This is a genomic window from Kitasatospora sp. NPDC087314 (assembly GCF_044744365.1).
In the GTDB taxonomy this organism is placed as follows: Bacteria; Actinomycetota; Actinomycetes; order Streptomycetales; family Streptomycetaceae; genus Kitasatospora.
The window spans coordinates 452,767-477,819 of record NZ_JBIUYE010000002.1; the positions used below are offsets into that span (position 1 = coordinate 452,767).

The following is a 25,053-nucleotide window of genomic DNA, read 5'->3' on the forward strand; positions in this document are numbered from 1 at the left end:
TCACGCCTCCAGTGCCGGGCGGAGGTCCCACAGGGTGCGCCAGGTGGCGGCGCCCTGTTCGGCACGGCGACGGACCGGGCCGTCCCAGTAGCCGAGCAGCCGGGCCGCGTCGGCCGGGTCGTCCTTGCGGACGACGCCGATGAGCTGGCCGGGGAGGCGGCCGAGCAGGTCTCCGCCGTCGGGCAGGTAGGCGGCGGAGACGCCGAGCGCGGTGGCGACCGAGACGGCTTCGGCTGTGCTCATCACGGTGGACGGACGCTCGACGTCCCAGCCCTCGGTGGAGCGGCCGGTGCGCAGGTCGCGGAAGGCGGTGACCAGGGCCTCCAGGACGGCGTCGTCCACCGCGTAGGGGGCTCCGGCGCGGGCCACGGCGGCGGTGGACTGGCGGCGGACCAGTTCGACCTCGGCGGCCAGGCTGGCGATCGGGCCGACCGTCTCGAAGTTGAACCGCCGCTTGAGCGCCGCGGACATCTCGCTGACGCCCTTGTCCCGCAGGTTGGCGGTGGCGATCAGGGTGAAGCCGGCGGCCGCGTGCAGCTGCCCGTCCGGGGTGCCGGCCAACTCGGGTACCGCGACCCGCCGTTCGGAGAGCAGGGAGACCAGCGCGTCCTGCACCTCGGGCAGGCAGCGGGTCACCTCCTCGACGCGGGCGACCGCTCCGGTGGTCATCGCGGTGAGCACCGGGGAGGGCACGAGGGCCTCCCGGCTGGGCCCCTTGGCGAGCAGGAGGGCGTAGTTCCAGCCGTACTTGAGCTGGTCCTCGGTGGTGCCGGCGGTGCCCTGGACGGTGAGCGCGCTGGTGCCGCAGACGGCGGCGGCGAGCAGCTCGGAGAGCATGGACTTGGCGGTGCCGGGCTCGCCGACCAGCAGCAGGCCGCGCTCCCCGGCGAGGGTGACGACGCAGCGTTCGACGAGGGCGCGCTCGCCGACGAACTTCTGCTCGACGGCGAGGCTCCGGCGGCCGGCCTTGAGCTTCTCGCCGTCGCTGCCCATGACGAAGGTGACGACGGCACGCGGGGTGAGCCGCCAGCCGGGTGGGCGCGGGCCGGTGTCGTGCGCGGCCAGGAACTCCAGCTCCGCGGCGTACTTCTCCTCGGGCGGGATGATCTGCCGGGTCGCGGTGGCGGTGTCGGCCCGGTCGGGGGCGGTGGTGGCGGTGCTCATCGGCGGGCCTTCCTGCGCTTGCTGGTCTGGAGCTCTTCGTAGCCGGGGGTGTCGCCGTCGAGGATCCGCTGCCAGGTCCGGGCGAACAGCTCCGGAACGGGCAGGTGCGGCAGCGAGACCTGGTGGGTGGGCAGTTCGTACAGGCCGGCCTTCCAGGTCTCGGCAGGAAGGGCGGGTGACTTGGCCTCCTGCCAGCCGCCGGGCAGGAAGAGGCTGCGGCCCGCCCGAGCGCGTTTGGCCTCCAGCACCAGGGCGGTGGCGGCGAGTTCGGCGCGGGCGCGCTTGAGCCGGGCGGGCTTCCAGCCCGTCCAGCGGGCGACGTTGCGGTCGGTGGGGTCGGGCAGGGCGAGCAGTTGGAGGTAGAGCACGGCGGCGTCCTCGCCGAGGCCGTGCGTCCGGGCCACCTCGGCCACCAGGTCGGGGACGGTGTGCTGCGGATGCTGCAGCCAGGTCTGCTCTCCGGTGGCCGCGGCGGCGGCATCGGCAGCGTCGGCGGCGGTGTCCGTGTCAGCGTCCGCGTCGGTGTCTGCGGAGGCGGGGATGGAGCCGGAGGCGGCCAGGTGCTCCGCCTCGCCGCGCAGGACGGCCTCGATGGCGGCCCGCTCGGAGGTCAGCCAGTAGCTCTCGCCCAGCCCGCTGAGCAGGTCGAGCACCGGGTCGTCGGGGCCGGTGAGCCCGGCCGGGCGCAGCCAGATCCGCTCGAACTCGGCGTGGTAGGGCGTCAGGACGAGGGCCGGGCCGCAGCGGACCAGTCCGTCCGGGTCGGCTCCGCCCTCGGCCGGCAGGCCGAAGTGGGTGCGCAGCACGGCCGACATCGAGGTGCCCTTGGCGGTGTGGACGAGGTGGAAGTCGAGCAGCAGGCCGGGGTCGGCGAGGCGGCTGCGCAGCGCGGCGGCGGCTGAGGGCAGCAGCGGGCGCAGCGGGCTGTCGGCGGGCAGGTGGTAGGCGAGCCAGCGCAGGGCGTCGAGGGTGCGCCCGAGGTCGCCGGAGTCGGGTGCCGCGGCCGGGTCCTCGGCGACCAGCTGGGCCGTGGCCCGGCCGTCGTCGGTGAGCCGGAAGCCGGTGGTGCGGGTCAGCCAGGGGGTCTGTGCCGGGTTGAGCACCGCCTCGATGTTCTCGATCCGCACGCCCTTGACGGTGGCCTGGGCGGCCTCGGGGAGGGTGACGAGCCGTCCGAAGTGCCGGATCCAGGCGGCGGCCCCCGCGTCGAGGTCCGGGCCCTCGGTCCAGAAGGCCTTCGGGTCGGCGGGCAGCAGGGCGCTCCAGACGGCGGCGAGGGCGGCCCGGTCGTGTCCGCGCAGCCAGTCGCGGGCGGCCTTGGCCTCGGCGGGCTTGAGGCCGTACTCGGCGAGCCGGTCGGCGGGCAGGACGGTGCCGTACCACTCGAAGAGCGTGGGCGGCGGGCTGAGCAGCAGGGCGGCGCGGGCGGCGCCGATCCCGGTGAGTTCGCCGAAGGCGGCGGCGCGGGCGGGCTCCCAGCGGACGCTGCCGCGCAGCGCGGCCACCCGCCAGAACTTGGCGACCCAGGCGGCGCTGATCCGCTCCTCGGTGCCGCGCTCCTCGACGGTGGTGAAGTGGGCGACGGGGCCGAACTCACCGCTCGGGTCGTGGTCGACGGCGAGCCACTGCTCCATGTCGTCGCGGTGCTGCCGGTGGCCGAGGATGACGACGGTGCGGTCGCCGTGGCGCAGCACCTGGCCCTGACGCTGGACGGCGGGCTGGTTGCGGTTGGCCCGGGCGGCGGGTTCGGCGAGGACGATCTCGCGCAGGGTGGCGCCGCGGTCGGCCAGGACGCCCCTGGTCAGTTCGCCGAGGAGGAGGACCAGGCTGGAGCGGTGGGCCGGTTCGGTGAGCGGGGCGGCCACGCCGAAGGCGAGGGTGTCCAGACGGCCGAGCAGGTGGAGCCAGCCGTGGTGGCCGGCCTCGCCCTGCAGGGTGACGGTGGCCGGGCTGCTCCAGCCGTCTCCGGTGCCGGCGGGCGGCTCGGCGAGGACGGCGGTGACGGTGCGCAGGTTGTTGAGCACCCGCCACCGGTCGGCGGTGCCCCAGCCGGGGCCGAAGCCGTCGACGTCGGGCAGCAGGGTGTCGACGGCGTCGCGCAGTTCGTGGTCGCGGCCGTGCTCGGGCCGGTGTTCGGCGGCCTCGGCCCCGGGGCGCCTCTCGGCCTCCGGCTGCGGGAGGAACCGGGCGATCCGGGCCAGCAGGTCGGCGGCGCCACGGGCGAGCCCGGCGACCCCGGCGAGCAGCAGCGGGTGGCTGATGCCGGGCAGGACGGCGCCGACCGCCTGGAGCGGCAGGGTACGGGCGACGCCGGACCGGGCGAGTGGGCGCCGGACGCCCTGGACGGTGATCCAGCGCTGCTCCTCCTCGGGCACCGGCCGACTGTCGGTCGGCCAGGCGGCGTCGATCAGGCGGGCGGCCTGCTCGGTGCCGACGGTGCGCAGGACGCGGGAGCCGGCCTCGTCGCGGGGCCGCAGGGCGTGCCAGTGGTCGAGCGGCGGGACGAGCGCGGTGCCGGCGGCGGAGAGGTCTCCGGCGCGGCAGGGCCGCAGGTCGGTGGTGCGGTCGGTGTCGGCGGCCAGGTCGGGCAGCGTGAGGGCGAGGCCGTCGCGGCGCGCCTCGGTGACGACCGGGCGGGCCTGGCCGGGGAGGGTGAGCCGGCCGACCGGGACGCTGTCCGGGTGGCGGCCGGTGATCGGCAGGACGATGGTCGACCCGTCGGCGGTGGCGGTGGTGACGGTGCGTCCGGGCTCGACCCGGACCCAGCTGCCGAGCACGGTGCCGTCGGTGCCGAGCGGCGTCTGCTCCAGGCCGGGCTGCAGCGGCAGCAGCCTGCTGCGGCCCGGGTCCAGCGGGCCGGCGGCCGCGGTGGCGGCGATCACCGGCGGTTCGGCGGCGCGACCGAGGGTGCCGGTGCGCGGGTCGAGTTCGCGCACGGCGGCGCCGCCCCGGCCGTGGTGCAGCGTCCAGTAGCCGGTGCCGTCGCCGAGGACGCGGTGCTCGGCGGGCATCCGGGTGTCGCCGGGGTGCAGCGGGCGTTCGCCGGTGGTGCGGCCGCCGCCGGGCAGCGGGAGGGAGGGGACCTCCGGGTCCCGTTCGCCGTAGTGGTAGCCGGCGATGCGCTGGCCGCCGAGTTCGACGACCTCGTCGGGACGGCTGGACCAGTAGGCCTGCTGCTTTCCGTCCTGGTACCAGACGACGAGGAGTTCGCCGTCGACGAAGCGCAGCCGGGGCCGGTTCCAGCTCTCCAGCGCGGGCAGGCGCAGGGTGTGCTCCAGCACGACGCCCTGCGGGCCGACGACGAGGACCCGGTCGTGGCGGGCGAGGATCAGGTGCGGCCAGGCGTCCTCGACGCTCAGGCCGGTGAGGCGTGCGGCGCCGAGGCCGGGTGCGTCGTTCGCCCCGGAGGCCGGGTCGGCGTCCTGATCTACGGCGGCAGCGGGCGCAGCGGGGAGGGCGGAGCCGGCGGCGCGGTCCGGCGGGGCCGCCGGGTCGGCGAGCTTGGCCAGGGCCTGCTCCAGGGCGGGCCAGCCGAGTTCGTCGAGGATGCCGGCGCCGAGCGCCCCGGCGAGCAGGGCGGCCACGTCGAGGCCGGCGATCCGCTCCGCGGCGGCCGGGGCGACGGCCCGGATGGCGGCGCGGTACGGGGTCAGCGCGCCCACCAGGTCGGCGGCGCCGGCCAGGCCACGGGCGGCGGTCAGCTCCTCGGCCCGCAGCTCGGCCCACTCCCCGAACAGCCGGCGCAGCAGCGGCCGGACGGGCGCCCCCCGCTTGACGGCGGTTTCCCAGGCGGGCGGGGTCGCGGCGCGCAGGGCGGGCCGGAAGCGCGGGTCGGCGGCGACGGCGGCGAGGCCTGCGCTGCCGGGGCCGCACTGGTCGACCCAGCCGGTGAGGTCGAACGTGTGGGTGGCCGACGGGTCGGCGACGGGCACGCCGTCGGCGAGCAGCCGGTCCAGCAGGTCGAGTTGGGTCAGGCTGCGGCGGACACCGGTGTACAGGTCCACCGGGACGCCGTCGGCCCGCAGCCGCTCGGCCATCCGGCCGGCCAGGGCGACGGTGGCGGCGCAGCTGGGCCGGGAGCGCCAGCCGCGCCCCAGGTGGTGGCACCACCGCTGGAGCCACGCGGCGGCGGGCTCGGCGCCCTCGGCGCGCGGGCCGGTGAGCAGCTGCTCGGCCCCGGTCTCGGCGAGCAGGCCGAGCCAGGCGGTGTCGTTCGGGGCGGCGTCGGAGCCGGCCGGATCGGGCGTGAGCTCCAGCAGGCGGGCCCGGACCGCGGCGTCGCGCTTGCCGAGCTCGGTCAGCGAGCCGTGCCAGGACTTCCAGAACGCGGCGGGCGCCCGGTTGACGCCCGGGGCGGCCAGTAGTTCGGCGAGCAGCGCCTGCTCGTGCTCGGTGCGGTCCAGCCCGGCGGCCTTGATCAGCGCGCGGGCGTCCTCGGCGACCCCGGCGTAGGGGGCCATGCCGGCGGCGGAGCGCTCGGTGCAGAGCTGGCGGAAGCGCTGCCAGGCGGTCAGCGGGTCGAGCCGCCCGGCGAGCTCCTTGACGTACTGGCGCAGGGACTTGACGGTGAGTGCGCCCGCGAGGGCGAACTCCAGGAAGACGGTGCGCAGCCGCTCCTCGTCGACCGCCAGGCCGTGGGTGCGCTCGGCCTCGCGGGCCTTGCCGAACCAGGCGGCGGCGTAGGTCTGGTTGCCGTGGGTGAGGAAGATCCGGCCGACCTCCTCGCAGAAGGTGGGCAGGAAGTGCGGCACGGCGCGGCCGAGCCGGACGGCGAGCGCGTCGAACCCGTCCTTGGCGGCGCCGGGCTTGGACCGGGCCTGGCGGGCGAGCCGTTCCATCTCCTTGACCAGGGCGAGTGCGTGGTGCCCGTTGGCCGGGTCGTGGATCAGGGCCCAGGCGGGGAAGCCGAGCGCCTCCTGGCGCACCTGGCCGACCTCGGCGGGCGCGCCGTCCGGGGCCAGCCCCAGGAACTCGACGGCGAGGTCCTCGGCGGGGCCGAGCGCGCCGGGGACCAGCCGGACGATCCGGCGCCCGTCGAGCGCGGGGTGGGTGTAGGCGCGGGCGGTGAGCACGTCGGCGGCGCTGTCGGGGCGGCCCGCGCCGGGCAGGGTGCCGGGCGGGAGCACGGCCCCGGCGTCGAGCAGGCTCTCGTGGCGCTCGGCGCCGTCGGGCCGCTCGGTGCTCGTCGGCTGTGCGGTGCTCGTGTGCGGTGCGGTGCTCGCCTGCGGTGCGGTGGCGGTCATGCCGCGTCCTCCCCTTCGATCGTGCGGCCTGCGTACAGTGCGGCGGCCATCCGCATGCCCTCGGACCAGGCGACCGGGCCGACCTCGGCGAGCGGCAGGGCCCGGCCGTCGGGGCCCGACCAGCTGAGCGCGCCGGTCTCGCAGGCGTCGTACTCGTAGTAGTCGCCCACCCAGACACGGGCCTCGACGGTGCGCCCGTCCTCCACCACCGGCTGGACGGCGGAGCCGCCGCGCACCCGGTGGCCGAGTCGGGCGCAGCGCCCGAGCAGTTCGCGCAGCTCCCGGTAGCGACCGCCGGAGTAGGTCGTGACCTCGGTGCCGGACGAGGACTCGGTGCCGGACGAGGGCGAGCCCGGCCGGTGCCAGACCTCGCGGTAGAGCTGCTGGACGCGCTGGGAGACGCCGAGTTCGACGGCGAACTCGCGCAGGTCGTCGAGGTCCGGGAGCAGCACGGGGTGGGGTATCAGGATCTCGCCGTCGGTCAGGCGCACGGTGTCGCCGTCCAGGTCCACCAGGCCGAGCCCGCGCTCGGCGTCCGCACCGCGCAGGAAGCCGGCGACGGCGCCGTCCGCCCCGGTGACCACGAGGTCGCGCAGGACGGCCCGCCAGGCCTCGTCCGCCCAGACCGCGGTGAGCACGGCGGCGGGCACCGGCAGCGAGCGCACCATCCAGCGCTCGACGTCCTCCTGGCAGCGCCGCTCGTGGGCGGCCAGCCACTCGGTGAGCTGCCGGAGCTGGGCGACCACCGGGTCGTCACCGAGCTTCGACGGAAGGGACTTGAGCTCGCGGCCCGCCGCGTTGCGGCACACCACCTTGCCCTCCCCGTCGAGTGCGACGCGGTAGCCTCCCGCGCCTGTCTCCACCCATGCCACGGACGTTCTCCTCACCTGTCGGTCAGCGATGGGAGGAACGTAGCGAGGGGTACTGACAAAACGACGGCCTGGGCGGCTGCTCCGCGGACCCCGGAGTCCAAACCAGTCGAACGAGTGAACGGGGCCTGCTGCCAGGGGAAGCGGACCCTCAGGGCGGACCCCGCCGTCGAGAACCCACCGTCGAAGACCCGCCGTCAGCGCGACGGCGCCCGCGGGACGATCACGGGCGCGCCGTCGCCCGGGGCGGCGAGCTCGTGGCTGTCGATGTCGTACAGCGCGCGCACGAGCGGCGCGTCGACCACCTCGCGCGGCGGCCCGCTGGCGACCACCGCGCCGCCGCGCAGGGCGACGACCAGGTCGGCGAAGCGGGCCGCCGCCGCCTGAGCGCTGCGCGCCCGCGTCAGTGCTGCGCGGCTGCCGGGGCCGGGGTGAGGCCGGTGCAGCCGCGAAGGGCGTCGCGGCGCTTGAGGGCCGCCTCGGCGGTGGCGCCGGCGACCGGGACGGGGACGCCCTTGTCGTCGATGGTCGCCGGAGTGAAGGCCTCGCCGGTGACCTTGCCGTCGCCGGTGAGGGTGAGGGTGGTGACGCCGGTCTCGTTGGAGAAGGCGTAGTTGGAGGTGCCGTACCAGAGGAAGTTGCCGAAGCCGTAGCCGATGTACGTGTTGCCGAGCATGCCCGAGCCGACCATGGTGTGCGCGTGGGTGCCGACCACGGCGGTGGCGCCGGCGGTGGCGAGCTTCTTGGCGATGGCGGTCTGCGGGCCGGTCGGGCAGGCCTTCCCCTCGTCGCCCCAGTGCAGGTAGACGAGGACGACGGGCGCCTGCCGCTTGGCCGCCTCGACCGCCTTGACCAGCGCGGGGACGTCGAGCGCGGAGGCGATGCCCGGCTTGTCGGCGCCGGCCCGCCACTTCTGGTTGGTGAGGTCCTCGACCTGGCTGGCGGCGACGACGGCGACCTTCACACCGCGCACGGTGGTGACGTACGGGGCGTACGCCTCCTTGGCGTTGCGCCCGACGCCGACGACCGGGATCGGCGAGGAGTCCTTGGCCGCGAGGGTGTCGGTGAGGCCGTCGGCGCCGAAGTCCACGGCGTGGTTGTTGGCCATCGAGACGACGTCGACGCCGGAGTCCTTGAGCACCGAGAGCGCCTTGGGCGAGGTGCGGAAGGTGTAGGTCTTCGGCTCCGGGGCGCCGCGCCCGGTGATCGCGGTCTCCAGGTTGAGGACGGACAGGTCCGCGTCGCCGAGCGTCCTGGAGAGCGGGCCGAGGGCCTGGTCGGGCGACTGGACGGCGAGCCGGGCCTCGGTGCGGCCCTCGAAGTGGACGTCCCCGGCGAACGCGACGGTGATGCTGCCGTCCGGCCGGGGCGCGGCGTTCTGGCCGGCGCCGGCGCCGGTGCCGGACGGCGCAGCGCCCGGGGTGGTGGGCGGGCCGGCGGGGGCCGTCGTCGTGCCGGGCGCGGCGGCCGGCGCCGGGGCGGGGTCGTCGGGCCCGCAGGCGGCGACGGCGGTCAGCCCGACGAACAGCGCGACGACGGCCGCGGCACGGCGCATGAGTGATCCCCCCGAGGTCGATTCAGAAGCGGTCAGCCTACGGCACGGCTTCACCACTCATCCGCCCCTGATCCGCAACATTGCGAACACCACACGGCACCGGAACCAGCGACGCGTCCGCCATCAGGACGTCCCGTCCCAACCGCCCCACCCGACCCGGCCATCCCGTCCCTGGCGCACCGGGCGCGCACGCGCGCAGCGTGGTGGAGGGGGCGTCACACGGACATCACCCGGGCCCGGCAGCACACCGGCAGCACACCGGGGCGTCACACCGGCCCGGGGCAAGACACAGCGGGGACAACGACACGGAAGCCTGCCGCACGCAGGTTCCCGCCGGAGGTGGTAGGCCATGGGCAGCAACGAACCCGCCCCCGGCCGGGCGCGCCGGATCGTGGTCGGGATCGACGGTTCACAGCCCTCGAAGGCGGCCCTGCGCTGGGCAGTCGGGCAGGCCGTCCTCACCGGGGCGACGGTGCACGCCGTGGCGGCCTGGGAGTACCCGTCGCTGTACGGCTGGTTCGCACCGATGGTGGACGACGGCTTCGAGCAGGCCGCCCGCCGCACCCTGACCGTCGAGGTGGACGAGGTGGTGGGCCCGAACCGCCCGGTGGAGGTCCGGGAGAGTCTGGTGCTCGGTTATGCCGCCGAGGTGCTGCTGGAGGCAGCCGAGGGCGCGGACCTGCTGGTGCTGGGCAGCCGCGGCCGCGGCACCTTCGCCCGCACGCTGCTCGGCTCGGTCAGCACCCGCTGCGCGGTGCACGGGGTCTGCCCGGTGGTGATCGTCCGTGCCGACGGGACGGCCTCCGCGCCGCGGCGGCCCACCGGGGAGGAGGCCGCCGCCGTCCGCACCAAGGACTGGCAGCTCAGCCTGCACGTCGTGGAGGACCGCGACACCACCCGGGTGCACGCCGTACTGGACACCGACGGCGGCGTCCTGCACAGCGACGCCCTCGCCCGCCGCAATCCGCTCGACGCCCCGGCACCCGCCGTCGGGGACGAGTTCGCCGTCGGCCGCGCCCTGGTCGACCTGGGTCACCAGCTGTTGCGCGCCGGCGTGCACGGCGCCACCGGACCGGCCGAGGACTGAGCACCGCCCCGGCGCGGTAGGAGATGCTGAACCGCCACGTCCGCCAGAGCCCGGAGCCGCACGCACCCCATGGACGACACCGAGACCACTGACCGGGCCGGGAACACCCCTCCCGGCCGCGAACCCGCCTACCGCGAACCCGTCGGCCGTGAACCCGCGGGGAGCACCCCGGTCGGCCTCGAACCCACCGACTTCACCCCCGCCGAGCGCGCCCGCGGCCGCGCCCTGCGCCGCGCCCAGCTGCCCTGGGCGCTGGGCGGCCGGCTGGCGGGCCTGGCCCTGACCCTGCTGCTCGGCCTCACCCCGGTCGGCGCCGGCCTGGTCTCCGCCGTCGGCGGCTGGTTCGGCGGTTCCCGGACGGCAGAGGTGCTGGCGGGCGCGGCCGCCCTGGTGGTGCTCGGCCAGGCACTGGGGTTGCCGTTCGGCGCCCGGGTGCGGGCCGTCCGGGCCCGGTACGGGCTGGTGACGCAGGGCTGGGCCGGCTGGGCCGTGGACGCGCTGCGCGGCCTGGGGCTGACCCTGGTGCTCGTCCTGCCGCTCGCCCTCGGACTGTTCGCGCTGACCGCCTGGTCACCGCGGCACTGGTGGCTGCCGGCGGCGGGCGCGGCGGCGGTGCTGACGGCGGCGCTGTCCTTCCTGCACCCGCTGCTGATCGAGCCGGTGTTCAACCGGTTCACCCCGATGCCGCCGGGCCCGCTGCGCACCGACCTGCTGGCGCTGGCCGAGCGGGACGGCGTCCGGGTGCGGGACGTCCTGGTGGCGGACGCCTCGCGGCGCACCACCGCCCTCAACGCGTATGTCTCGGGGCTGGGCGCGACCCGCCGGATCGTCGCCTACGACACCCTGCTGTCGACGGCCGAGCCGCGCGAGGTGGAGCTGGTGGTGGCACACGAGCTGGGCCACGTGAAGCACCGGGACGTGCCGACCGGGACGGCGCTGGGCGCGGTGGGCGCGGCCGCGGCGGTGGCCGTGCTGGGCCTGCTGGGCACCTGGCATCCGCTGCTGTCGGCGGCCGGGGCGGCGGATGCGGCCGATCCGCGGGCGCTGCCGCTGCTGGCGGCGTGCGCGGCGCTGCTGGGGGTGCTGTCGGGGCCGGCGCAGTGCGCGGTGAGCCGCCGGATCGAGGCCAGGGCGGACCGGCACGCACTCGAACTCACCTCGGACGCCGATCAGTTCGTCGCCATGCAACGCCGGCTGGCACTGGTGAACGTGTCCGATGTCGACCCGCCGAGGCTGCTTGAGCTACTGTTCGCCACTCACCCGAGTGCGACCCGCCGGATCGCCGCTGCCCGCGCCTGGCAGGCCGCCCAGGGGCGGGTCGCCCCGGAGCGGCGCGCGAACCCGGGCGATTCCGTTGTATAGTGCAACAAATATCGAGGAGGTAGGAACGCCGTGCCCGGCCGCCAGTCGTCCATCGACGCCATTCAGCGCGAGCTGACCGCCTTCGCCCGCCGTGCCCGGCACAAGGCCTCCCAGCTGCACCCCGACCTCTCCCTGGTCACCTACAGCATCCTCGACCTGATCACCGAGCGCGGCGGCTGCCGGGCCGCCGACGTGGCCACCCACTTCATGCTCGACAAGTCCACCGTCAGCCGCCAGGTCACCGCCCTGGAGAAGCTCGGCCTGTTGCGGCGCGAGGCCGACCCGGACGACCAGCGCGGCCAGATCCTGCGCGCCACCGAAGCCGGGCTGGCGCTGCTGCGGGACGCCAACGAGCAGCGCCGACTGGCCTTCACCGCCCGCTTCACCGACTGGTCCGACGAGGACGTCGCCCGCTTCGCCGGCTACCTGGCCCGCTACGGCGAAGAGGGCTGACGCTACCCAGCGCGACCGGTCCCGGGGCCGGCCGAAGCCGGGGCGCGCCCGGGGATGCGCCGCACCGCCCCGACGGTGTACAGAGGAAATGTGCCACTTCGGCAGCGTCCCTGCGACCCGCGCCCCCGCGACCGCCCGCGCGACCGCCGCCGCTCCCGGCGGCCCGACCATGGCGTGCTGACGGGGCTGTCGCTCGCGCTGATCCTCGTGATCACCGTCGTCGACATCCTCTCCCCGCCACAGGTCCACCTCGGCCCGCTGCTGATCGTCGCCCCCGCCCTCACCGCCTCCTTCGCCGGCGCCCGGGCCACCGCCGGCGTCGCCGTGCTGGCGCTCGCCGCGCTCACCGTCATCGGCGCCATCCGGGAAGGCCTCACCAGCGCCAACATCGAGACCCAGCTGAGCGCCCAACTCGTCGTCTCCGCCCTGATCGTCGGGCTGCGAGCGCTGCGCGAGCGGTACGAGCGCGAGCTGGCCCAGGTCCGCTCGGTGTCCGAGGCCGCCCAGCGGGTGCTGCTGCGCCCACTGCCGGCCCGGATCGGGCCGCTGCACCTGGCCTCCGTCTACCTGGCCGCCGAGGCCGAGGCCCAGGTCGGCGGCGACCTGTACGCGGCCGCCCGTACCGCCACCGGCACCCGGCTGCTGGTCGGCGACGTCCGCGGCAAGGGCCTGTCCTCGCTCGGCGACGCGGCCCTGCTGCTCGGCGCCTTCCGCGCCGCCGCCCACCTGCACGCCGACCTGCCCGGGCTCGCCGCCTACCTGGACGGCAGCGTCTGTTGGGACCTCGCCCAGCTCGGCGAACAGACCCGCCGGCGCCGCCTGCGCGGCGAGGAGCCGGACGGGACGACCCTGCCGGAGGACATCGGCGAGTCCTTCATCACCGCCGTGCTGCTCGACATCCCCGACGACGGCACGGCGGTCCGGCTGATCGACTGCGGCCACCCGCCCCCGCTGCTGCTGCGCCCCGACGGCATCACCGCCGTGGCCGCCCGCCACCCCGCGCCGCCGCTGGGCCTGGGCGACCTCGCCCCGGTCCACTACGAGGTGGAGACCTTCCCGTTCCGCCCCGGCGACCGGCTGCTGATCTACACCGACGGCGTGATCGAGGCCCGGGACGCCCGCCGACGCTTCTACCCGCTCACCGAACGCGTCACCGCCTGGCAGGACGAGCGCCCGACCACCCTGCTGCACCACCTGCGCCGCGACCTCCTCGCCCACGTCGGCGGGCGGCTGGACGACGACGCGGCGATGGTCCTCGTCGAGCGCCTGCCCTGACGAGTGACGACCGGTGGCTGACGACCGGTGGCTGACGGCGGACGGCTGACGGCTGACGGCTACTGCGCGAGGTACCCGCCGTCGACGGGCAGCACCGTGCCGGTGATGAAGGAGGCCTCGTCGGAGGCGAGGAACAGGACGGCGGCCGCGACCTCCGCCGGGGCACCGAGGCGGCCCATGGGGTGGAGCTTCTCCATCGCGGCGAGGTACTCGGGCCCGCCGGGTTCGTCGTACAGGCGGGCGACGCGTTCGGTGGTGATGGTGCCGGGCGCGACGGCGTTGACCCGGATGCCGCGGTCGGCCCATTCGACGGCGAGGTGCTTGGTGAGGCCGGAGGCGACGAACTTGGCGGGCCCGTACACCGCCTGGCCGCGCTGGCCGGCCTCGCCGGAGATGGACGACACGCACACGACTGCGCCGCCGGGCCGCTCCTGCGCGGTCATCGCCTGGATGGCGTACTTGCAGGTGAGGAACATCCCACGGCCGTCGACGGCCATGACGTGATCCCAGTCCTCGGCGGTGGCCTCGGTGAGCTCCATGAGCGGGATCACCCCGGCATTGGCCACCAGGACGTCGATCCGGCCGTGCCGCTCGACCGCGGCCCCGACCATCCGCCGCGCGTCCTCGTCCCTGGCCACGTCACCGACCACCGTACTGACGGCGTCCGGGAGTTGCTCCGCCAACCGGCGCAGCCCCACCGCATCGACATCGGCGGCCACCACCAACGCCCCCTCCCGGACGAAGCGTTCGGCAACGGCCCGCCCGATCCCACTGGCCGCCCCCGTCACCACACAGACCCGCCCGGCCAACCGCCCGGCCCCGACGCTCTCCGCCGCACTCGCTGTCACCATGCCGGGACTCTACCGACCGCGCACCGTCCGACGCTGTCCCCATCCGGCCGATTCCACGGGGCGCGAGACGCCACCTGTCCGCGCGGCCGCTTCGGAATCGACGCCCGGTCGCTTCGACATGCCAGATCGCCTGTGCCGGGGGGAAGCTGGAATTGTCCCACAGATTGACCAGCGACAGCTCAGGAGGTGCTCCATGAGGCGCACATACTCCGCCGGGGTCCTGGTCGCCACCGCCGCCGTTCTGTTCACCGGAACCGGAACGACGTTCGCGACCGGGACCCCCGCCCAACTCTCCGCCGATCGCAGTACTGTCACGAGCGCCGCCCAGCTTCCCACCGAGGGACAGATCAAGGCCCTGTTCGACCAGTGGAACGCGGCTTTGGCCACCGGCGACGCGAACCGGGTCGCGGATCTCTACGCCCCTGGTGCCGTGCTGCTACCGACGGTCTCCGCCGAAGTCCGCACCACCCGGGCCGGGATAGTCGACTACTTCAAGCACTTCCTGGAAAGCAAGCCCGTCGGCCGCATCCAGGAGCAGTTCATCAACATCCTGGACCGCACCAGTGCCATCGACACCGGCCTCTACCAGTTCACGCTGACCAACAAGGACGGCAGCAAGACCAAGGTTGACGCGCGTTTCACCTTCGTCTACGAGCTGCGCGGAAGCCAATGGCTCATCGTCAACCACCATTCCTCGGAGCTGCCCACGGGCTGACGCTCGCCCGTCCGGCCCATCCGCGCGATCACCGCGCATCACCGCGCATCACCCGTCGAATTACTCCGAACGGGTGAGAGCGGGTGACGGCGGGTGACAGCGGCCACGGCCAGGTCAGACGGTGAGCACGATCTTGCCGCGCAGGTGGCCCTGCGCGCTGAGCCGGTGCGCCTCGGCCGCCTCCGCCAGCGGCAGCACCCGGTGCAGCGGCAGCCGCAGGGTGCCCGCCTCGTGCAGGGCGAGCACGGCGGCGTAGGCGCGCTGGTGGTAGGACTCCACCCCCTCCGCGCCGCCGCTGAAGCGGATCCCGTGCTCGGCGGCGCCCACGAAGTCGGCGATCGTCAGCACCCGGTCCGCGGCGCCGGTCAGCTCGACCGAGAGCGGCAGCACCCCGCCCTTGCCGACCGCGTCCAGCGCCCGGTCCACCCCGCCCGGCGCGGCGGCCCGCACCCGCTCCGCCAGGCCGTCACCGTAGGCCACCGGGATCGCGCCCAGCTCGCGCAGGTGCTCGTGGTTGGCCTCGCTCGCGGTGCCGACCACGGTGACCCCGCGCGCCCGGGCCAGCTGCAGCAGCACGGTGCCGACCCCGCCGGCCGCGCCGTGCACCAGCAGCGTCTCGCCCGCCCGCACGCCCAGGACGTCCAGCGCCCGCTCGGAGGTCTCGGCCGCGGTCGGGATCGCCGCGGCCTCCTCCCAGCTCAGCGAGGCGGGCTTGCGGCCCAGCTGCTCGGCGTCGACGAGCGCCTGCTCGGCGTACGCGCCGCCCATGAGGGCGCCGAACACCTCGTCGCCGGGCGCCCACCCGGTCACGTCGGGGCCGACGGCCTCCACCACACCGGCCAGCTCGTAGCCGCCGACGTGCGGGAAGGCGATGGGGAAGATCTCGGCCATCGAGCCGCTGCGCACCTTGTGGTCGAGCGGGTTGACGCCCACCGCCCGGACCGCGACCCGCACCTGGCCGGGGCCCGGGGCGGGCACCTCGATGTCGGTCGGGCGCAGCACGTCCACGTCGCCGTACTCGGAGAAGGCGATCGCCTTGGTCATGGAAGGAATCCTTGCCGTTCAGAGGAGTTGGTTCTTCCGACGCCTCCATCCTGGGCCCCGGAGGGCGCCCGCCGAGCCCGCCGTTCGGCCGGTTGGACCTGTCCGAACGGCCAGGCGTCCGCCCCGGTCCCCGGGCTAGGCTGAACGGCATGGGTGACGCGGACGACAACGTGGCCGACAACTCGGCCGGCGCCCCGGCCGGCACCGCGACCGGGCGGGCGGGCGGGAACACGGACGAGCGCTGGCGCCGCCACTGGGGACGCCCCGAGGACGCATTGGCGCACGCCGTCGAGGTGCTGCGCACACCCCGGCCGGGCCTGATGAACCGGCTCTCCGAGGTGATCGCCACCCTCGTCCCGCACGTGGCGATCGCCCAGCTCAGTGGCATCTGCACGTACTCCCCCACGATCGCCTTCGGTCTGCCCGAACCGGCCGGGGCCGTCAGCGGCCTGGAGCTCGCCCGGCTGGCCGAGGTGACGGCCGGTGCGACGGCGAACGGCCGGCCCTGGCAGGGCGAGACGAAGCTGGCCGGGCAGGTCAGGTCCGTCGTGGTGGTCGCGGCGTCACCGACGGACGCCAACACCGCGGTGCTGGTGCTGGTCCGGGGCGGCTCCGACCCGGTGGCGGCGGAGGCACTCGCCGTCCTCCAACAGCTGTGGGACCTGCTCGTCGCCCACTCGCACCACCGTGCCACCGACGCCGGCCCCAACCACGCGGCGGCCTCCCGCGCCTCCGCAGGCTCCCGGGCCCGGGCGATCGCCGAGTTCACCGGCATGCACAGCGCGGCGCTCACCGCGATCCTCTCGCCGCTGCGGTCCGCCGCCCTGGACGACGCCACCGCGCGCCGCGCCGCCACCGAGCTGGCGGTGACGGCCCTGCTCGACCTGCGCCGGGGCGCGGACCTGGACCGGACGCTGAGCGAGGAACCCGCCGACGCCGCGTTCGCCCGGCTCGACCGGGAGCTGCGCCCGCTGCTGCGGCACACCCGGGTGCGGCTGGACGTGGCACCGCCGGCGGAGGCCGCCCGGTCCGTGCCGGCGGACACCGCGCACACCGCCCGGGACGCCGTCCGGGCGGCCGTCCTCCTCATGCTGGAGCAGGACGGCCTGACCAGGCTGCACGTGAGCTGGCAGTTCACCGGCGACACGCTGCGGGCGGTGGTGCGGGACGACGGCCCCGGCCTGCTGGCCGCCGACGCGCTCACCGTCCACCGCACCGCCGACCGGATCGCCGCCCTCGGCGGGCGCGGCACCATCGAAGCCGTCCCCGGCTGGGGCACCACGGTGACCGTCGACCTGCCGCTCACCCTGCCCGAACCGCCGCGCGTGACCGACCCGTTGGACGGGCTCCAGCCGCGCGAGCTGGAGGTGCTCGACCAGCTGGCGCAGGGCCGGCGCAACCGGGACATCGCCGAGGCGCTGCACATCAGCGGGTCCACGGTGAAGTTCCACGTCGCCAACATCCTGGCCAAGCTCGGCGTCGCCTCCCGCGGCGAGGCCGCGGCCCTGGCCCACCGGGCGGGCATGCCGGGCACGGCGGCCCTGCACGTGGCGTCCTGAACACCCGTCGACCACCCGACCCACCCGACCACCCGACCACCCGCGAGCAGTGACGCGACCACCGTCAGGAGCGACGTGACCGATCCGACGACCTGGGACCCGGCCGCCCCCGGCGTCCTGCGCCTGCCCTCCGGGCGACTGCTGCGCGGGCGCGGCCTCAGCCGCCCGCTGCCGCCCGGCCCGCAGCCCTCCTTCGGGCTCTACCTGTTGGGCCACCCGCCGAGGCAGTTCGGCTGGGAGAGCCGGTGGGTGCGCTGGCCCGACTTCCGACTCCCCGCCGACCGCGCCGACGCGGCCGACGCCTTCCGCGAGGCCTGGCGGCGGTCGGCGACCGAACGCGTCGAACTCGCCTGCGCCGGCGGCCGCGGCCGCACCGGCACCGCCCTCGCCGCCATCGCCATCCTGGACGGCGTCCCCGCCACCGAGGCGGTCGCCTACGTACGGGCGCACTACGACCGGCACGCGGTGGAGACCCCGTGGCAACGCCGGTTCGTCGCCCGGCTGGGCTGAGGCTCGGTGCACGTCCGCAGGTGTGCCGGACCGGCTGGCCGGTCGGCGCCCCGGCGGGTCAGGTCTTGCGCAGCGCCGGGGCCGGGACGCCGATCAGCAGTCGGCGCACGGCGTCCCAGGCGGCCCGCTGGGCGGCGGCGCAGGCCCGGGTGTCGGAGCCGAGCAGGCGCAGCCAGGCGCCGCTGTCGTGCGGCAGGACGCTGACCCCGTACAGCAGGCCGCAGTCGGCCAGCGCCCCGTGCAGGGTGTCGGCCACGAGCGCCGCCGGGGCGAGCGGGGTGACGACGTAGAGGCTGGCCATGACGTCGTGGCCGGCCAGCACCGCCGGGCCGGTGACGCCGGCCGCCGACGGCTCCAGCCTGACGGTGTCGAGGGCCGTCAACTCGCCGTCCGGACGCCGGATTTCGAGGTCGGAGGCGAACACCTGGTAGGCGTTGCGCTCGCCCCGGGCGAGGCGGCCGGCCAGCACGGTCTCGCCGGCCAGCACGGTGGCGGTGGGGTCGACGGTGAACACCGTGCGCTGGTAGAAGCGCGAGTCGACGAAGGGGATCACCGGCTCGGGCAGGTACTCGACGTAGGCGCGGGGCCCGGCGTCGAGGTTGACCAGCTGCGTCGCGTAGTCGAACTCCATCCGGTAGACCTTGGTGGCCGCCTGGGTGGTGAGGTGGGTGGCGGTGTCGGCGCCGCAGCGCAGGTCAGTCCGGAGCCGGTCGGCCTGGAGGATGCCGCCGCCGGTGGACATCAGGAAGGTGATGGCGAGGTCGGGGCGGGCCGGGTCGAAGTAGAGCGGACGCATGATCTGCAGCGGCGACTTCTGGTAGTGGCCGGTGAGTTCGGTGCGCTCGCCGATCCGCTCGAAGGCGAGCTCCAGCAGGCCGACCTTTCCGGGGCGCCCGACGCCCAGGGTGTCGGGCGTCCCGGCGTGCCGGCGGACGGCGTACGGGACGCGGGCCGGCTCGAAGTGCCGCGGGTCCAGCCGTGGCACGGCGGCGCCCGCTTCGGCGGCGGCCGCTTCGACGGTGGCCACGGCCGGCGCGTCCGGGGCAGGTGCGGCCGCGGTGACGGTCATGCGGGGACCTTGCGGAAGGTCTCCAGGAAGGTGGCGATCTCGTCCAGCCCGTGCCCGGTGAGGCAGTTGGTGAGTACGACCGGTCCGCCCTCGCGCACGCGGTGGGCGTCGGACTCCATGATGCCGAGGTCCGCGCGGACGTACTGGGCGATGTCGATCTTGTTGATCACCAGCAGGTCGGACTCGGTGATGCCCGGACCGCGCTTGCGGGGCATCTTCTCGCCCTCGGCGGTGTCCAGGACGAAGAGGAAGAGGTCGACCAGGACCGGGCTGAAGGTCAGCGTGAGGTTGTCGCCGCCGGACTCGAACAGCAGGGTGTCGACGTCGGGGAAGCGCTCCAGCATCTCGGCGCCGGCCGCGAGGTTCATCGTCGGGTCGTCCCGGACGGCGGTGTGCGGGCACGCGCCGGTCTCGACGCCGACGACCCGCTCGGGGTCGAGCACACCGGCCAGGGTGCGGCGCACGTGCTGCGCGTCCTCCTGGGTGTAGATGTCGTTGGTGATGACCGCCGGGCGGTGGCCGCGTGCGATCAGCACCGGCACGAGGGCCTCGATGAGCGCCGTCTTGCCGGAGCCGACGGGTCCGCCGATGCCGACGCGGAGCACGTTCTCGGTCATGCTGTCTCCTCTGCTGCGATTCTGCTGCGGTTCTGGTGCGGTTCTGGTGCGGTTCCGGTGCTGCCGGTACGGCGAGCACGGTCAGTGCGGTTGGTGCGGTCAGTGCGGTCAGTGCGGTTGGTGCGGTTCACGCGGTCGGTGCAGTGTCACCCGGCCCCGCCGCCGACGGGGGGTGCGCCACGGCGCACCCCCCGGACGGCTCAGCTGGCGAACAGCCGGGCCTCGGCCCGCTCGTGCCGTCCGGACATCGCGTCCGCCACCGGCACGCACCCGCCCAGGTCGTCCAACTCCCGGGTGAGGGCGGCCCGTACGGTCTCCTCGATCACCGGTGCCATCGCCCGCAGCACCACCTGCGCCTTGCGGTGGTCGGTCAGCCGCAACCGCAGGGCGGCGCCGACGAAGCTGGTGCAGAAAGCGAACAGGTCGCTGGCGGCGGCCTGTTCGACGGGCACGCCGGCCGAGGCGTAGGCGACCCCGGCGGCCACTGCCTGGGAGCCGGGGGCCTGCTTGGCGGCGACCAGCTCGGCGTACCGGTCCAGCGGCTCGCCGCCGACCGACTCCCGTGCGATGTCGAGGAGTTGGCGCCCGGTACGGGTGGAGGCCAGGCGCAGCTCGCGGTTGAGCTTGGTGGCGTGCAGCCGCTGATCCACCTCGACCAGCAGACCCCAGTCGCCGGCCCGGGCGGCGCGGTGCGCGAGGGCGAGCGCGGTCGCGTCGGACGGGCCGACGCTGTGGCGCAGCAGGTCGGCGAGCAGCTCGGGCATGGTGTCCGGGGTGACCGCCTTGGCCTGCGCGTAGCCCTCCAGACCGTGCGAGAGGGTGTAGAAGCCACTGGGGAAGGCGGAGTCGGTCAGCTGGAGGCTGACCAGCAGGGCGTCAAGGCCTCCCGTGGACGCGGCGGCGGCCTGCTCCGCGACGCCGGTCACGCGAGGTAGAACAGGTGGTTGAGCGGGAGTTCGCGGGCGGGCTCGATGGTGGCCGGCTCGCCGTCCAGGGTGACCTTGTACGTCTCCGGGTCGACCGCGATCTTCGGCAGCGCGTCGTTGCGGACCATGTGCTGCTTGCCGACCGAGCGGCAGTGCCGCACGGGCAGGACGCGGCTGTCCAGGCCGAGTCGGGCCGGGACGCCGAGGTCGATGGCGGCCTGGGACATGAAGGAGACCCGGGTGGCCTGCTTGGCCCGTCCGAGCGCGCCGTACATCGGGCGGTAGTAGACCGGCTGCGGGGTGGGCAGCGAGGCGTTCGGGTCACCCATCAGGGCCCAGTTGATGACGCCGCCCTTGATGACCATCTTGGGCTTGGCGCCGAAGGAGTTGATCGGCCACAGCACGATGTCGGCGAGCTTGCCGCTCTCCAGCGAGCCGATGTGGTCGGCGGTGCCGGAGGCGATGGCCGGGTTGATGGTCAGCTTGGCGAGGTAGCGCAGGACGCGGACGTTGTCGTTGCGCTCGGTGTCGCCGTCGAGCTTGCCGCGCTGGTCCTTGCAGTGGTGCGCGGTCTGGAAGGCGCGGGTGAAGGACTCCCCGATCCGGCCCATCGCCTGCGAGTCCGAGGAGAAGATCGAGATGACGCCCTCGTCGTGCAGGACGGTCTCGGCGGCGATCGTCTCGGCGCGCACCCGGGAGTCGGCGAAGGAGACGTCCTCGGGGATGTCGTGGCTGAGGTGGTGGCAGACCATCACCATGTCCAGCAGCTCGTCCACCGAGTTGACGGTGTAGGGCAGCGTGGGGTTGGTGGAGGACGGCAGGACGTTGGCCTCGCCGGCGATCCGCATGATGTCGGGGGCGTGGCCGCCGCCCGCGCCCTCGGTGTGGAAGGTGTGGATGGTGCGGCCGTCGATGGCGGAGAGGGTGTCCTCGAAGAACCCGCCCTCGTTGAGGGTGTCCGTGTGGATGGCCACCTGGACGTCGTACTCGTCGGCGACGCTGAGCGCGCTGTCGATCGCGGCCGGGGTGCTGCCCCAGTCCTCGTGCACCTTGAGGCCGCAGACGCCGGCCTCGACCTGCTCTCTCAGGGCGCCCGGCAGCGAGCCGTTGCCCTTGCCGAGGAGGCCGACGTTGACCGGGAGGTCCTCGACCGCCTGGTACATCCGCCCGATGTTCCACGGGCCGGGGGTGCAGGTGGTGCCGTTGGTACCGTCGGAGGGGCCGGTGCCGCCGCCGATGAGGGTGGTGATGCCGTTGCTCAGCGCCTCCTGCACCTGCTGCGGGGCGATGAAATGGATGTGGGTGTCGATGCCGCCGGCGGTGGCGATCAGGTGCTCGCCGGAGATCACCTCGGTGCCGGGGCCGATCACCAGCCTGGGGTGCACGCCGCTCTGGGTGTGCGGGTTGCCGGCCTTGCCGACGGCGGTGATGAAGCCGTCCTTGACGCCGATGTCACCCTTGACCACGCCGAGGATCGGGTCCATCACGACGACGTTGGTGATCACCAGGTCCAGGGCGCCCTGGGCGGAGGTGGCGGCCGGGTCCTGGGCCATGCCGTCGCGGATGCCCTTGCCGCCGCCGTAGACGGCCTCGTCGCCGTAGTGGCCCTGGTTGAAGTCCTTCTCGATCTCGACGACGAGGTTGGTGTCGGCGAGGTGGAAGCGGTCACCGACGGTGGGCCCGAAGAGATCGGTGTACTGCTTGCGGGACAGCGTGGCCATCAGCGGTTGCCTTCCTTGTGGTCGAGGTTGGTGCCCTTGAACCCGAGCGCGATCGCCCGGTCGATCGCCCGGGCGCGGGTGTCGGCCGCCCTGATGCCGCCGTCGACGAGGTTGCTGAAGCCGACCAGGCGGCCGTGGCCGCCGAACTCGGCGAGCGTGACGTCCTTGGTGTCGCCCGGCTCGAAGCGGACGGCGGTGCCGGCCGGGATGTCCAGGTGCTTGCCGTAGGCGGCGTTGCGGTCGAAGTCGAGGGCGCGGTTGGCCTCGAAGAAGTGGTAGTGCGAGCCGACCTGGATCGCCCGGTCGCCCGTGTTGCTGACCGTGATGGTGACCTGGGCGCGGCCGGCGTTGATCTCCACCGGGTCGTCGCCGTACAGGTACGTGGCGCCACCAGACATGGCTGGCCCTTCCTCTCTGTCGGTTCAGTGATGTGTGTGGCCGTGTCCGTGGCCGTGGGCGTGCGCGTGCGCGTGGCCGTGGTTTTCCCCGTGCCCGTGTCCGTGTCCGTGGCTGTCGCCGTGGCCGCGCCCGTGCCCGTGCCCGTGACCATGTGTGTGGTCCCCGCCCGGGCCGTGGCTGTGGGCGTATCCGTGCCCGTGCTCGGCGTCGAGGCCGGCCAGGATGCCGTCCTCGCCGTGGCCGAACAGGTGCAGGGCCGCCGCCGTACGGGCCGCGACCACCCCGGCGATCGCGGCCGGCCGCAGCAGCGGCCCGCCGTCCCGCACCCCGGGCAGTTCGGTGCGCAGGGCCGGTCCGAACGAGGCCGGGACGGCGGTCACTTCGCGGGCGCCGAGCAACCGGCAGCGTTCGGCGCCCTCGGCCGGGCCGGGGTCGCCGCCCGCGAAGGCCACCTCCACCCAGCGGTGGTTCCCGTACTGGCGGACGAGCCGGGCGATCCGGAACAGGTCCGCGTCCTCGAACGGGCCGGCCGCCGGGGCGGTGACCAGGACGGCGCCGTCGGGCTGGGGGCCGGCGGAGGCCGCGGCCCGCAACCAGCCGACGAGGTGGTCCTTGCCGCCGAACGGCTCGGTCAGGGCGAGTCGGCCCCGGCCCTCCCCGGCGGCCAGCCAGCGCAGCGCCCGGGCGGTGTCGGCCACCAGCTTCGGGTCGCGCCCCAGCGTCATCGGCACGACGCACACCGGGCCGTCGGTGGCGGCCAGCGCCGAGCGGACGGCCTCGCCGAGCGCCCGGCCGGCGGCGGCCGCGGCGTGGACGGCGGGCTCGCGCTCCACCAGGGCGGCCAGGTCCCGGCCACCGTCGCTCTCGTGCCCACCGGCCAGTACCACCGCGGCGGTGGACACCGAGGCGGACACCGGGGCGGCCGCAGACACCGGCGCCGGCGCGGGCGCCGCCTGAGGTGCGGTCATGGCTCAGGCACCCACCGGGTCGTGGCAGGAGACCAGTTTGGTGCCGTCCAGGAACGCGGCCTCCACCTGGAGCAGCGGCAGCATCTCGCGGACGCCGGGCATGACGTCCTCGCCGCTGACGACCTGCTTGCCGATCTCCATGCACTCGGCGACGGTGCGCCCGTCCCGGGCGCCCTCCATGATCGCCTCGCTGATCAGCGCGCAGGCCTCGCTGTAGTTCAGCTTCACGCCGCGGTCGCGGCGCTTGCGGGCCAGATCGGCCACGACGTAGATGTACAGCTTGTCCATCTCACGCGGTGCGAGATTCACGGGAATCACTCTTCCTTTCCGAATGACCGAATGGCCGAATGACTGAATGTCCAAATGTCCGAACGGACGCGTGGGGCACTCGAAGGCGTCCGACGCGAACGGGGATCGGGATCCGACGCCGGCGATCCCGTCAGATTCTGCGAAGCCGGGGAATGGCCGGCACGGCCGCCAGGAACAGCATGGTCGTCAGGACGAACGGCCAGGTGAAGGCGTGGCCGCCGAACGGCACGGTGACGGCGCCCAGCGCGGGGGTCAGGACGGTGGAGGCGGCCGCGCCGAGCACCGCGTAGGCCGCGCTCCAGCCGTCGGCGGCGACGAACACCCCGCACAGCGCCATCGCGACGAGCACCCCGCTGTAGCCGAGCAGCCCCTGGCCGACGGCGTCGGCGGGCGCGCCGAGCGCCCAGGCGGTGAGCAGCCCGGTCGCACTGCCCGCGCAGGCCAGCAGGCCCGCCGGCCGGCCGGCCGCGAAGATGCCGGCCAGGAACAGCAGGCCGACGTACCACTGGGGCATGAAGAAGATCTGGCCGATGTTGGCGAAGAACCCGTGCCACAGCTGGTCCCAGGTCAGCCCGGTCGGGCCTGCGGCCGGCGTGGCCAGGGCCGCCGGGGCCCCGGCGCCGTGCCACAGGTGCCGGAAGCCGGGCGCGCCGGCGGTCGTGGCGGTGGCGACCAGGCAGAACGGCGCGGTGAGCGCCGGGAGTTTCCAGGTGTCGAGCACCGCACCGAGGCCCGCGGTGACCACCACGGCGACGGCGGCGCCGAGCACGGACACCGTGACGGTGGCGGGGTGGCCGGGGCCGAGGAACACCGCACACCCCAGCGCCACCAGGCAGCCGTTGTACCCGTGCAATCCGGCCTCGACGGCGCCGCGCGCCAGCCGCAGGCCGTACGCGACGGCGGTGCCGACGGCGCTACCGAGCAGGCCGTAGACGCCGTACTGCCAGCCGGCCGCGAACAGTGCCGCCACGAAGAACAGCCCGCAGACGGCGGACGGCATGAAATCCACCTGCGCGACGCCGCGCAGGACTTCGACGACTAACTTGAGTGATATCGGGCGGGCAACCTCGGAGTCTCCCGACCCACCCTTTTTCCGACCCATACGTCACACCAATTCCCGCTCCGACTTTCCACGGCATGGCGAATAATCCGCAAGGCCGCTCGACTTACTCGCGAGCACGCCCGGCGATTCCTCCGGAACCGTACTCCTGTGGAATGCCACCCGGAACGGACACGACCGGTTACAGCCGTACAGCGAAGGGTGATCATTACAGCCCTGAGCTGCAACAATATGTTGATTCTGCAGGTCAGAACCCCTCTTGAAGAGGGGAATTCTTTGCGAAGTTTTACGTGCGGT

Annotated in this window: 21 protein-coding genes; 7 read left to right on the forward strand and 14 right to left on the reverse strand. The window is 74.6% G+C overall.

Annotation, left to right across the window (positions count from 1 at the left end):
• From ACIO5E_RS05830 to ACIO5E_RS05845, 4 genes are all read right to left on the reverse strand, one after another.
• On the reverse strand, positions 1-1,164 hold the full coding sequence (locus ACIO5E_RS05830; protein WP_400664171.1) for an AAA family ATPase: 1,164 nt from the start codon (positions 1,162-1,164) through the stop codon (positions 1-3).
• On the reverse strand, positions 1,161-6,407 hold the full coding sequence (locus ACIO5E_RS05835) for a hypothetical protein (RefSeq protein ID WP_400664173.1): 5,247 nt from the start codon (positions 6,405-6,407) through the stop codon (positions 1,161-1,163). Before ACIO5E_RS05835 ends, ACIO5E_RS05830 begins: the two co-directional genes overlap by 4 nt.
• Positions 6,404-7,279 carry a DUF4132 domain-containing protein gene (locus ACIO5E_RS05840; RefSeq protein WP_400664175.1) on the reverse strand — a complete coding sequence of 292 codons (876 nt, stop codon included), beginning with the start codon at positions 7,277-7,279 and terminating at the stop codon, positions 6,404-6,406. The genes ACIO5E_RS05835 and ACIO5E_RS05840 overlap by 4 nt, the downstream gene beginning before the upstream one ends.
• 400 nt (positions 7,280-7,679) lie before the next feature.
• Positions 7,680-8,831, reverse strand: a complete 1,152-nt coding sequence (locus ACIO5E_RS05845) for a CapA family protein (RefSeq protein WP_400664177.1) — start codon at positions 8,829-8,831, stop codon at positions 7,680-7,682.
• Positions 8,832-9,180: 349 nt separating this feature from the next.
• On the opposite strand from ACIO5E_RS05845, the gene ACIO5E_RS05850 reads away from it, so the two are divergent.
• From ACIO5E_RS05850 to ACIO5E_RS05865, 4 genes are all read left to right on the forward strand, one after another.
• Positions 9,181-9,918, forward strand: coding sequence for a universal stress protein (locus ACIO5E_RS05850; protein ID WP_400664178.1), 738 nt, complete (start codon positions 9,181-9,183; stop codon positions 9,916-9,918).
• A gap of 69 nt (positions 9,919-9,987) precedes the next feature.
• Complete coding sequence (locus ACIO5E_RS05855) at positions 9,988-11,280, forward strand: M48 family metalloprotease (RefSeq protein ID WP_400664179.1); 1,293 nt, start codon at positions 9,988-9,990, stop codon at positions 11,278-11,280.
• Positions 11,281-11,310: 30 nt separating this feature from the next.
• The gene (locus ACIO5E_RS05860) at positions 11,311-11,733 is read left to right on the forward strand and encodes a MarR family winged helix-turn-helix transcriptional regulator (RefSeq protein ID WP_280680924.1); all 423 of its coding nucleotides are present in this window, start codon (positions 11,311-11,313) and stop codon (positions 11,731-11,733) included.
• A 90-nt stretch (positions 11,734-11,823) separates the two neighbouring features.
• On the forward strand, positions 11,824-13,008 hold the full coding sequence (locus ACIO5E_RS05865) for a PP2C family protein-serine/threonine phosphatase (protein ID WP_400664181.1): 1,185 nt from the start codon (positions 11,824-11,826) through the stop codon (positions 13,006-13,008).
• A gap of 59 nt (positions 13,009-13,067) precedes the next feature.
• Here the strand turns inward: ACIO5E_RS05865 and ACIO5E_RS05870 are convergent, their stop codons facing one another.
• Positions 13,068-13,859, reverse strand: coding sequence for an SDR family NAD(P)-dependent oxidoreductase (locus tag ACIO5E_RS05870; protein ID WP_400664182.1), 792 nt, complete (start codon positions 13,857-13,859; stop codon positions 13,068-13,070).
• A gap of 193 nt (positions 13,860-14,052) precedes the next feature.
• Between ACIO5E_RS05870 and ACIO5E_RS05875 the strand changes: the two genes are divergently transcribed.
• Positions 14,053-14,574, forward strand: a complete 522-nt coding sequence (locus tag ACIO5E_RS05875; protein WP_400664184.1) for an SgcJ/EcaC family oxidoreductase — start codon at positions 14,053-14,055, stop codon at positions 14,572-14,574.
• A 114-nt stretch (positions 14,575-14,688) separates the two neighbouring features.
• On the opposite strand, the gene ACIO5E_RS05880 is transcribed toward ACIO5E_RS05875, so the two are convergent.
• Positions 14,689-15,618 (reverse strand): NADP-dependent oxidoreductase, encoded by a 930-nt coding sequence (locus ACIO5E_RS05880; protein ID WP_400664185.1) that lies wholly within the window; start codon positions 15,616-15,618, stop codon positions 14,689-14,691.
• 149 nt (positions 15,619-15,767) lie between these two features.
• Here ACIO5E_RS05880 and ACIO5E_RS05885 point away from each other — a divergent pair, with 149 nt between their 5' ends.
• Both ACIO5E_RS05885 and ACIO5E_RS05890 read left to right on the forward strand, forming a co-directional pair.
• Entirely contained in the window at positions 15,768-17,177 is a 1,410-nt protein-coding gene (locus tag ACIO5E_RS05885) for a LuxR C-terminal-related transcriptional regulator (protein WP_400664186.1), read from the forward strand.
• A 75-nt stretch (positions 17,178-17,252) separates the two neighbouring features.
• Entirely contained in the window at positions 17,253-17,687 is a 435-nt protein-coding gene (locus tag ACIO5E_RS05890; protein ID WP_400664188.1) for a protein phosphatase, read from the forward strand.
• Positions 17,688-17,745: 58 nt separating this feature from the next.
• Here the strand turns inward: ACIO5E_RS05890 and ACIO5E_RS05895 are convergent, their stop codons facing one another.
• The 8 genes from ACIO5E_RS05895 to ACIO5E_RS05930 all read right to left on the reverse strand — a co-directional run bounded on the left by ACIO5E_RS05895 (position 17,746) and on the right by ACIO5E_RS05930 (position 24,798).
• Complete coding sequence (locus ACIO5E_RS05895; protein ID WP_400664190.1) at positions 17,746-18,756, reverse strand: urease accessory protein UreD; 1,011 nt, start codon at positions 18,754-18,756, stop codon at positions 17,746-17,748.
• Complete coding sequence (gene ureG, locus ACIO5E_RS05900) at positions 18,753-19,373, reverse strand: urease accessory protein UreG (protein ID WP_280680908.1); 621 nt, start codon at positions 19,371-19,373, stop codon at positions 18,753-18,755. Before ureG ends, ACIO5E_RS05895 begins: the two co-directional genes overlap by 4 nt.
• Positions 19,374-19,573: 200 nt before the next feature.
• Complete coding sequence (locus ACIO5E_RS05905) at positions 19,574-20,299, reverse strand: urease accessory protein UreF (protein ID WP_400664192.1); 726 nt, start codon at positions 20,297-20,299, stop codon at positions 19,574-19,576.
• Positions 20,296-22,020 (reverse strand): urease subunit alpha, encoded by a 1,725-nt coding sequence (gene ureC, locus ACIO5E_RS05910; protein ID WP_400664193.1) that lies wholly within the window; start codon positions 22,018-22,020, stop codon positions 20,296-20,298. Before ureC ends, ACIO5E_RS05905 begins: the two co-directional genes overlap by 4 nt.
• On the reverse strand, positions 22,020-22,418 hold the full coding sequence (locus tag ACIO5E_RS05915; protein ID WP_400664195.1) for an urease subunit beta: 399 nt from the start codon (positions 22,416-22,418) through the stop codon (positions 22,020-22,022). The genes ureC and ACIO5E_RS05915 overlap by 1 nt, the downstream gene beginning before the upstream one ends.
• A gap of 24 nt (positions 22,419-22,442) precedes the next feature.
• Entirely contained in the window at positions 22,443-23,387 is a 945-nt protein-coding gene (locus ACIO5E_RS05920; protein WP_400664197.1) for a sirohydrochlorin chelatase, read from the reverse strand.
• Between the two features lie 3 nt (positions 23,388-23,390).
• Positions 23,391-23,696, reverse strand: a complete 306-nt coding sequence (locus ACIO5E_RS05925) for an urease subunit gamma (RefSeq protein WP_063349823.1) — start codon at positions 23,694-23,696, stop codon at positions 23,391-23,393.
• A 130-nt stretch (positions 23,697-23,826) separates the two neighbouring features.
• On the reverse strand, positions 23,827-24,798 hold the full coding sequence (locus ACIO5E_RS05930; protein ID WP_400664198.1) for an urea transporter: 972 nt from the start codon (positions 24,796-24,798) through the stop codon (positions 23,827-23,829).
• Positions 24,799-25,053: the final 255 nt, after the last annotated feature.

Bases quoted from the DNA above. Each gene is read 5' to 3' on its own strand.
- ACIO5E_RS05850 (WP_400664178.1), top strand. From the start codon at position 9,181: ATGGGCAGCAACGAACCCGCCCCCGGCCGGGCGCGCCGGATCGTGGTC.
- ACIO5E_RS05885 (WP_400664186.1), top strand. From the start codon at position 15,768: ATGGGTGACGCGGACGACAACGTGGCCGACAACTCGGCCGGCGCCCCG.
- ACIO5E_RS05845 (WP_400664177.1), bottom strand. From the start codon at position 8,831: ATGCGCCGTGCCGCGGCCGTCGTCGCGCTGTTCGTCGGGCTGACCGCC.
- ureC (WP_400664193.1), bottom strand. From the start codon at position 22,020: ATGGCCACGCTGTCCCGCAAGCAGTACACCGATCTCTTCGGGCCCACC.
- ACIO5E_RS05920 (WP_400664197.1), bottom strand. From the start codon at position 23,387: ATGACCGCACCTCAGGCGGCGCCCGCGCCGGCGCCGGTGTCTGCGGCC.
- ACIO5E_RS05830 (WP_400664171.1), bottom strand. From the start codon at position 1,164: ATGAGCACCGCCACCACCGCCCCCGACCGGGCCGACACCGCCACCGCG.
- ACIO5E_RS05835 (WP_400664173.1), bottom strand. From the start codon at position 6,407: ATGACCGCCACCGCACCGCAGGCGAGCACCGCACCGCACACGAGCACC.
- ACIO5E_RS05895 (WP_400664190.1), bottom strand. From the start codon at position 18,756: ATGACCGTCACCGCGGCCGCACCTGCCCCGGACGCGCCGGCCGTGGCC.
- ACIO5E_RS05880 (WP_400664185.1), bottom strand. From the start codon at position 15,618: ATGACCAAGGCGATCGCCTTCTCCGAGTACGGCGACGTGGACGTGCTG.
- ACIO5E_RS05915 (WP_400664195.1), bottom strand. From the start codon at position 22,418: ATGTCTGGTGGCGCCACGTACCTGTACGGCGACGACCCGGTGGAGATC.
- ACIO5E_RS05930 (WP_400664198.1), bottom strand. From the start codon at position 24,798: ATGGGTCGGAAAAAGGGTGGGTCGGGAGACTCCGAGGTTGCCCGCCCG.
- ureG (WP_280680908.1), bottom strand. From the start codon at position 19,373: ATGACCGAGAACGTGCTCCGCGTCGGCATCGGCGGACCCGTCGGCTCC.
- ACIO5E_RS05875 (WP_400664184.1), top strand. From the start codon at position 14,053: ATGAGGCGCACATACTCCGCCGGGGTCCTGGTCGCCACCGCCGCCGTT.
- ACIO5E_RS05870 (WP_400664182.1), bottom strand. From the start codon at position 13,859: ATGGTGACAGCGAGTGCGGCGGAGAGCGTCGGGGCCGGGCGGTTGGCC.
- ACIO5E_RS05855 (WP_400664179.1), top strand. From the start codon at position 9,988: ATGGACGACACCGAGACCACTGACCGGGCCGGGAACACCCCTCCCGGC.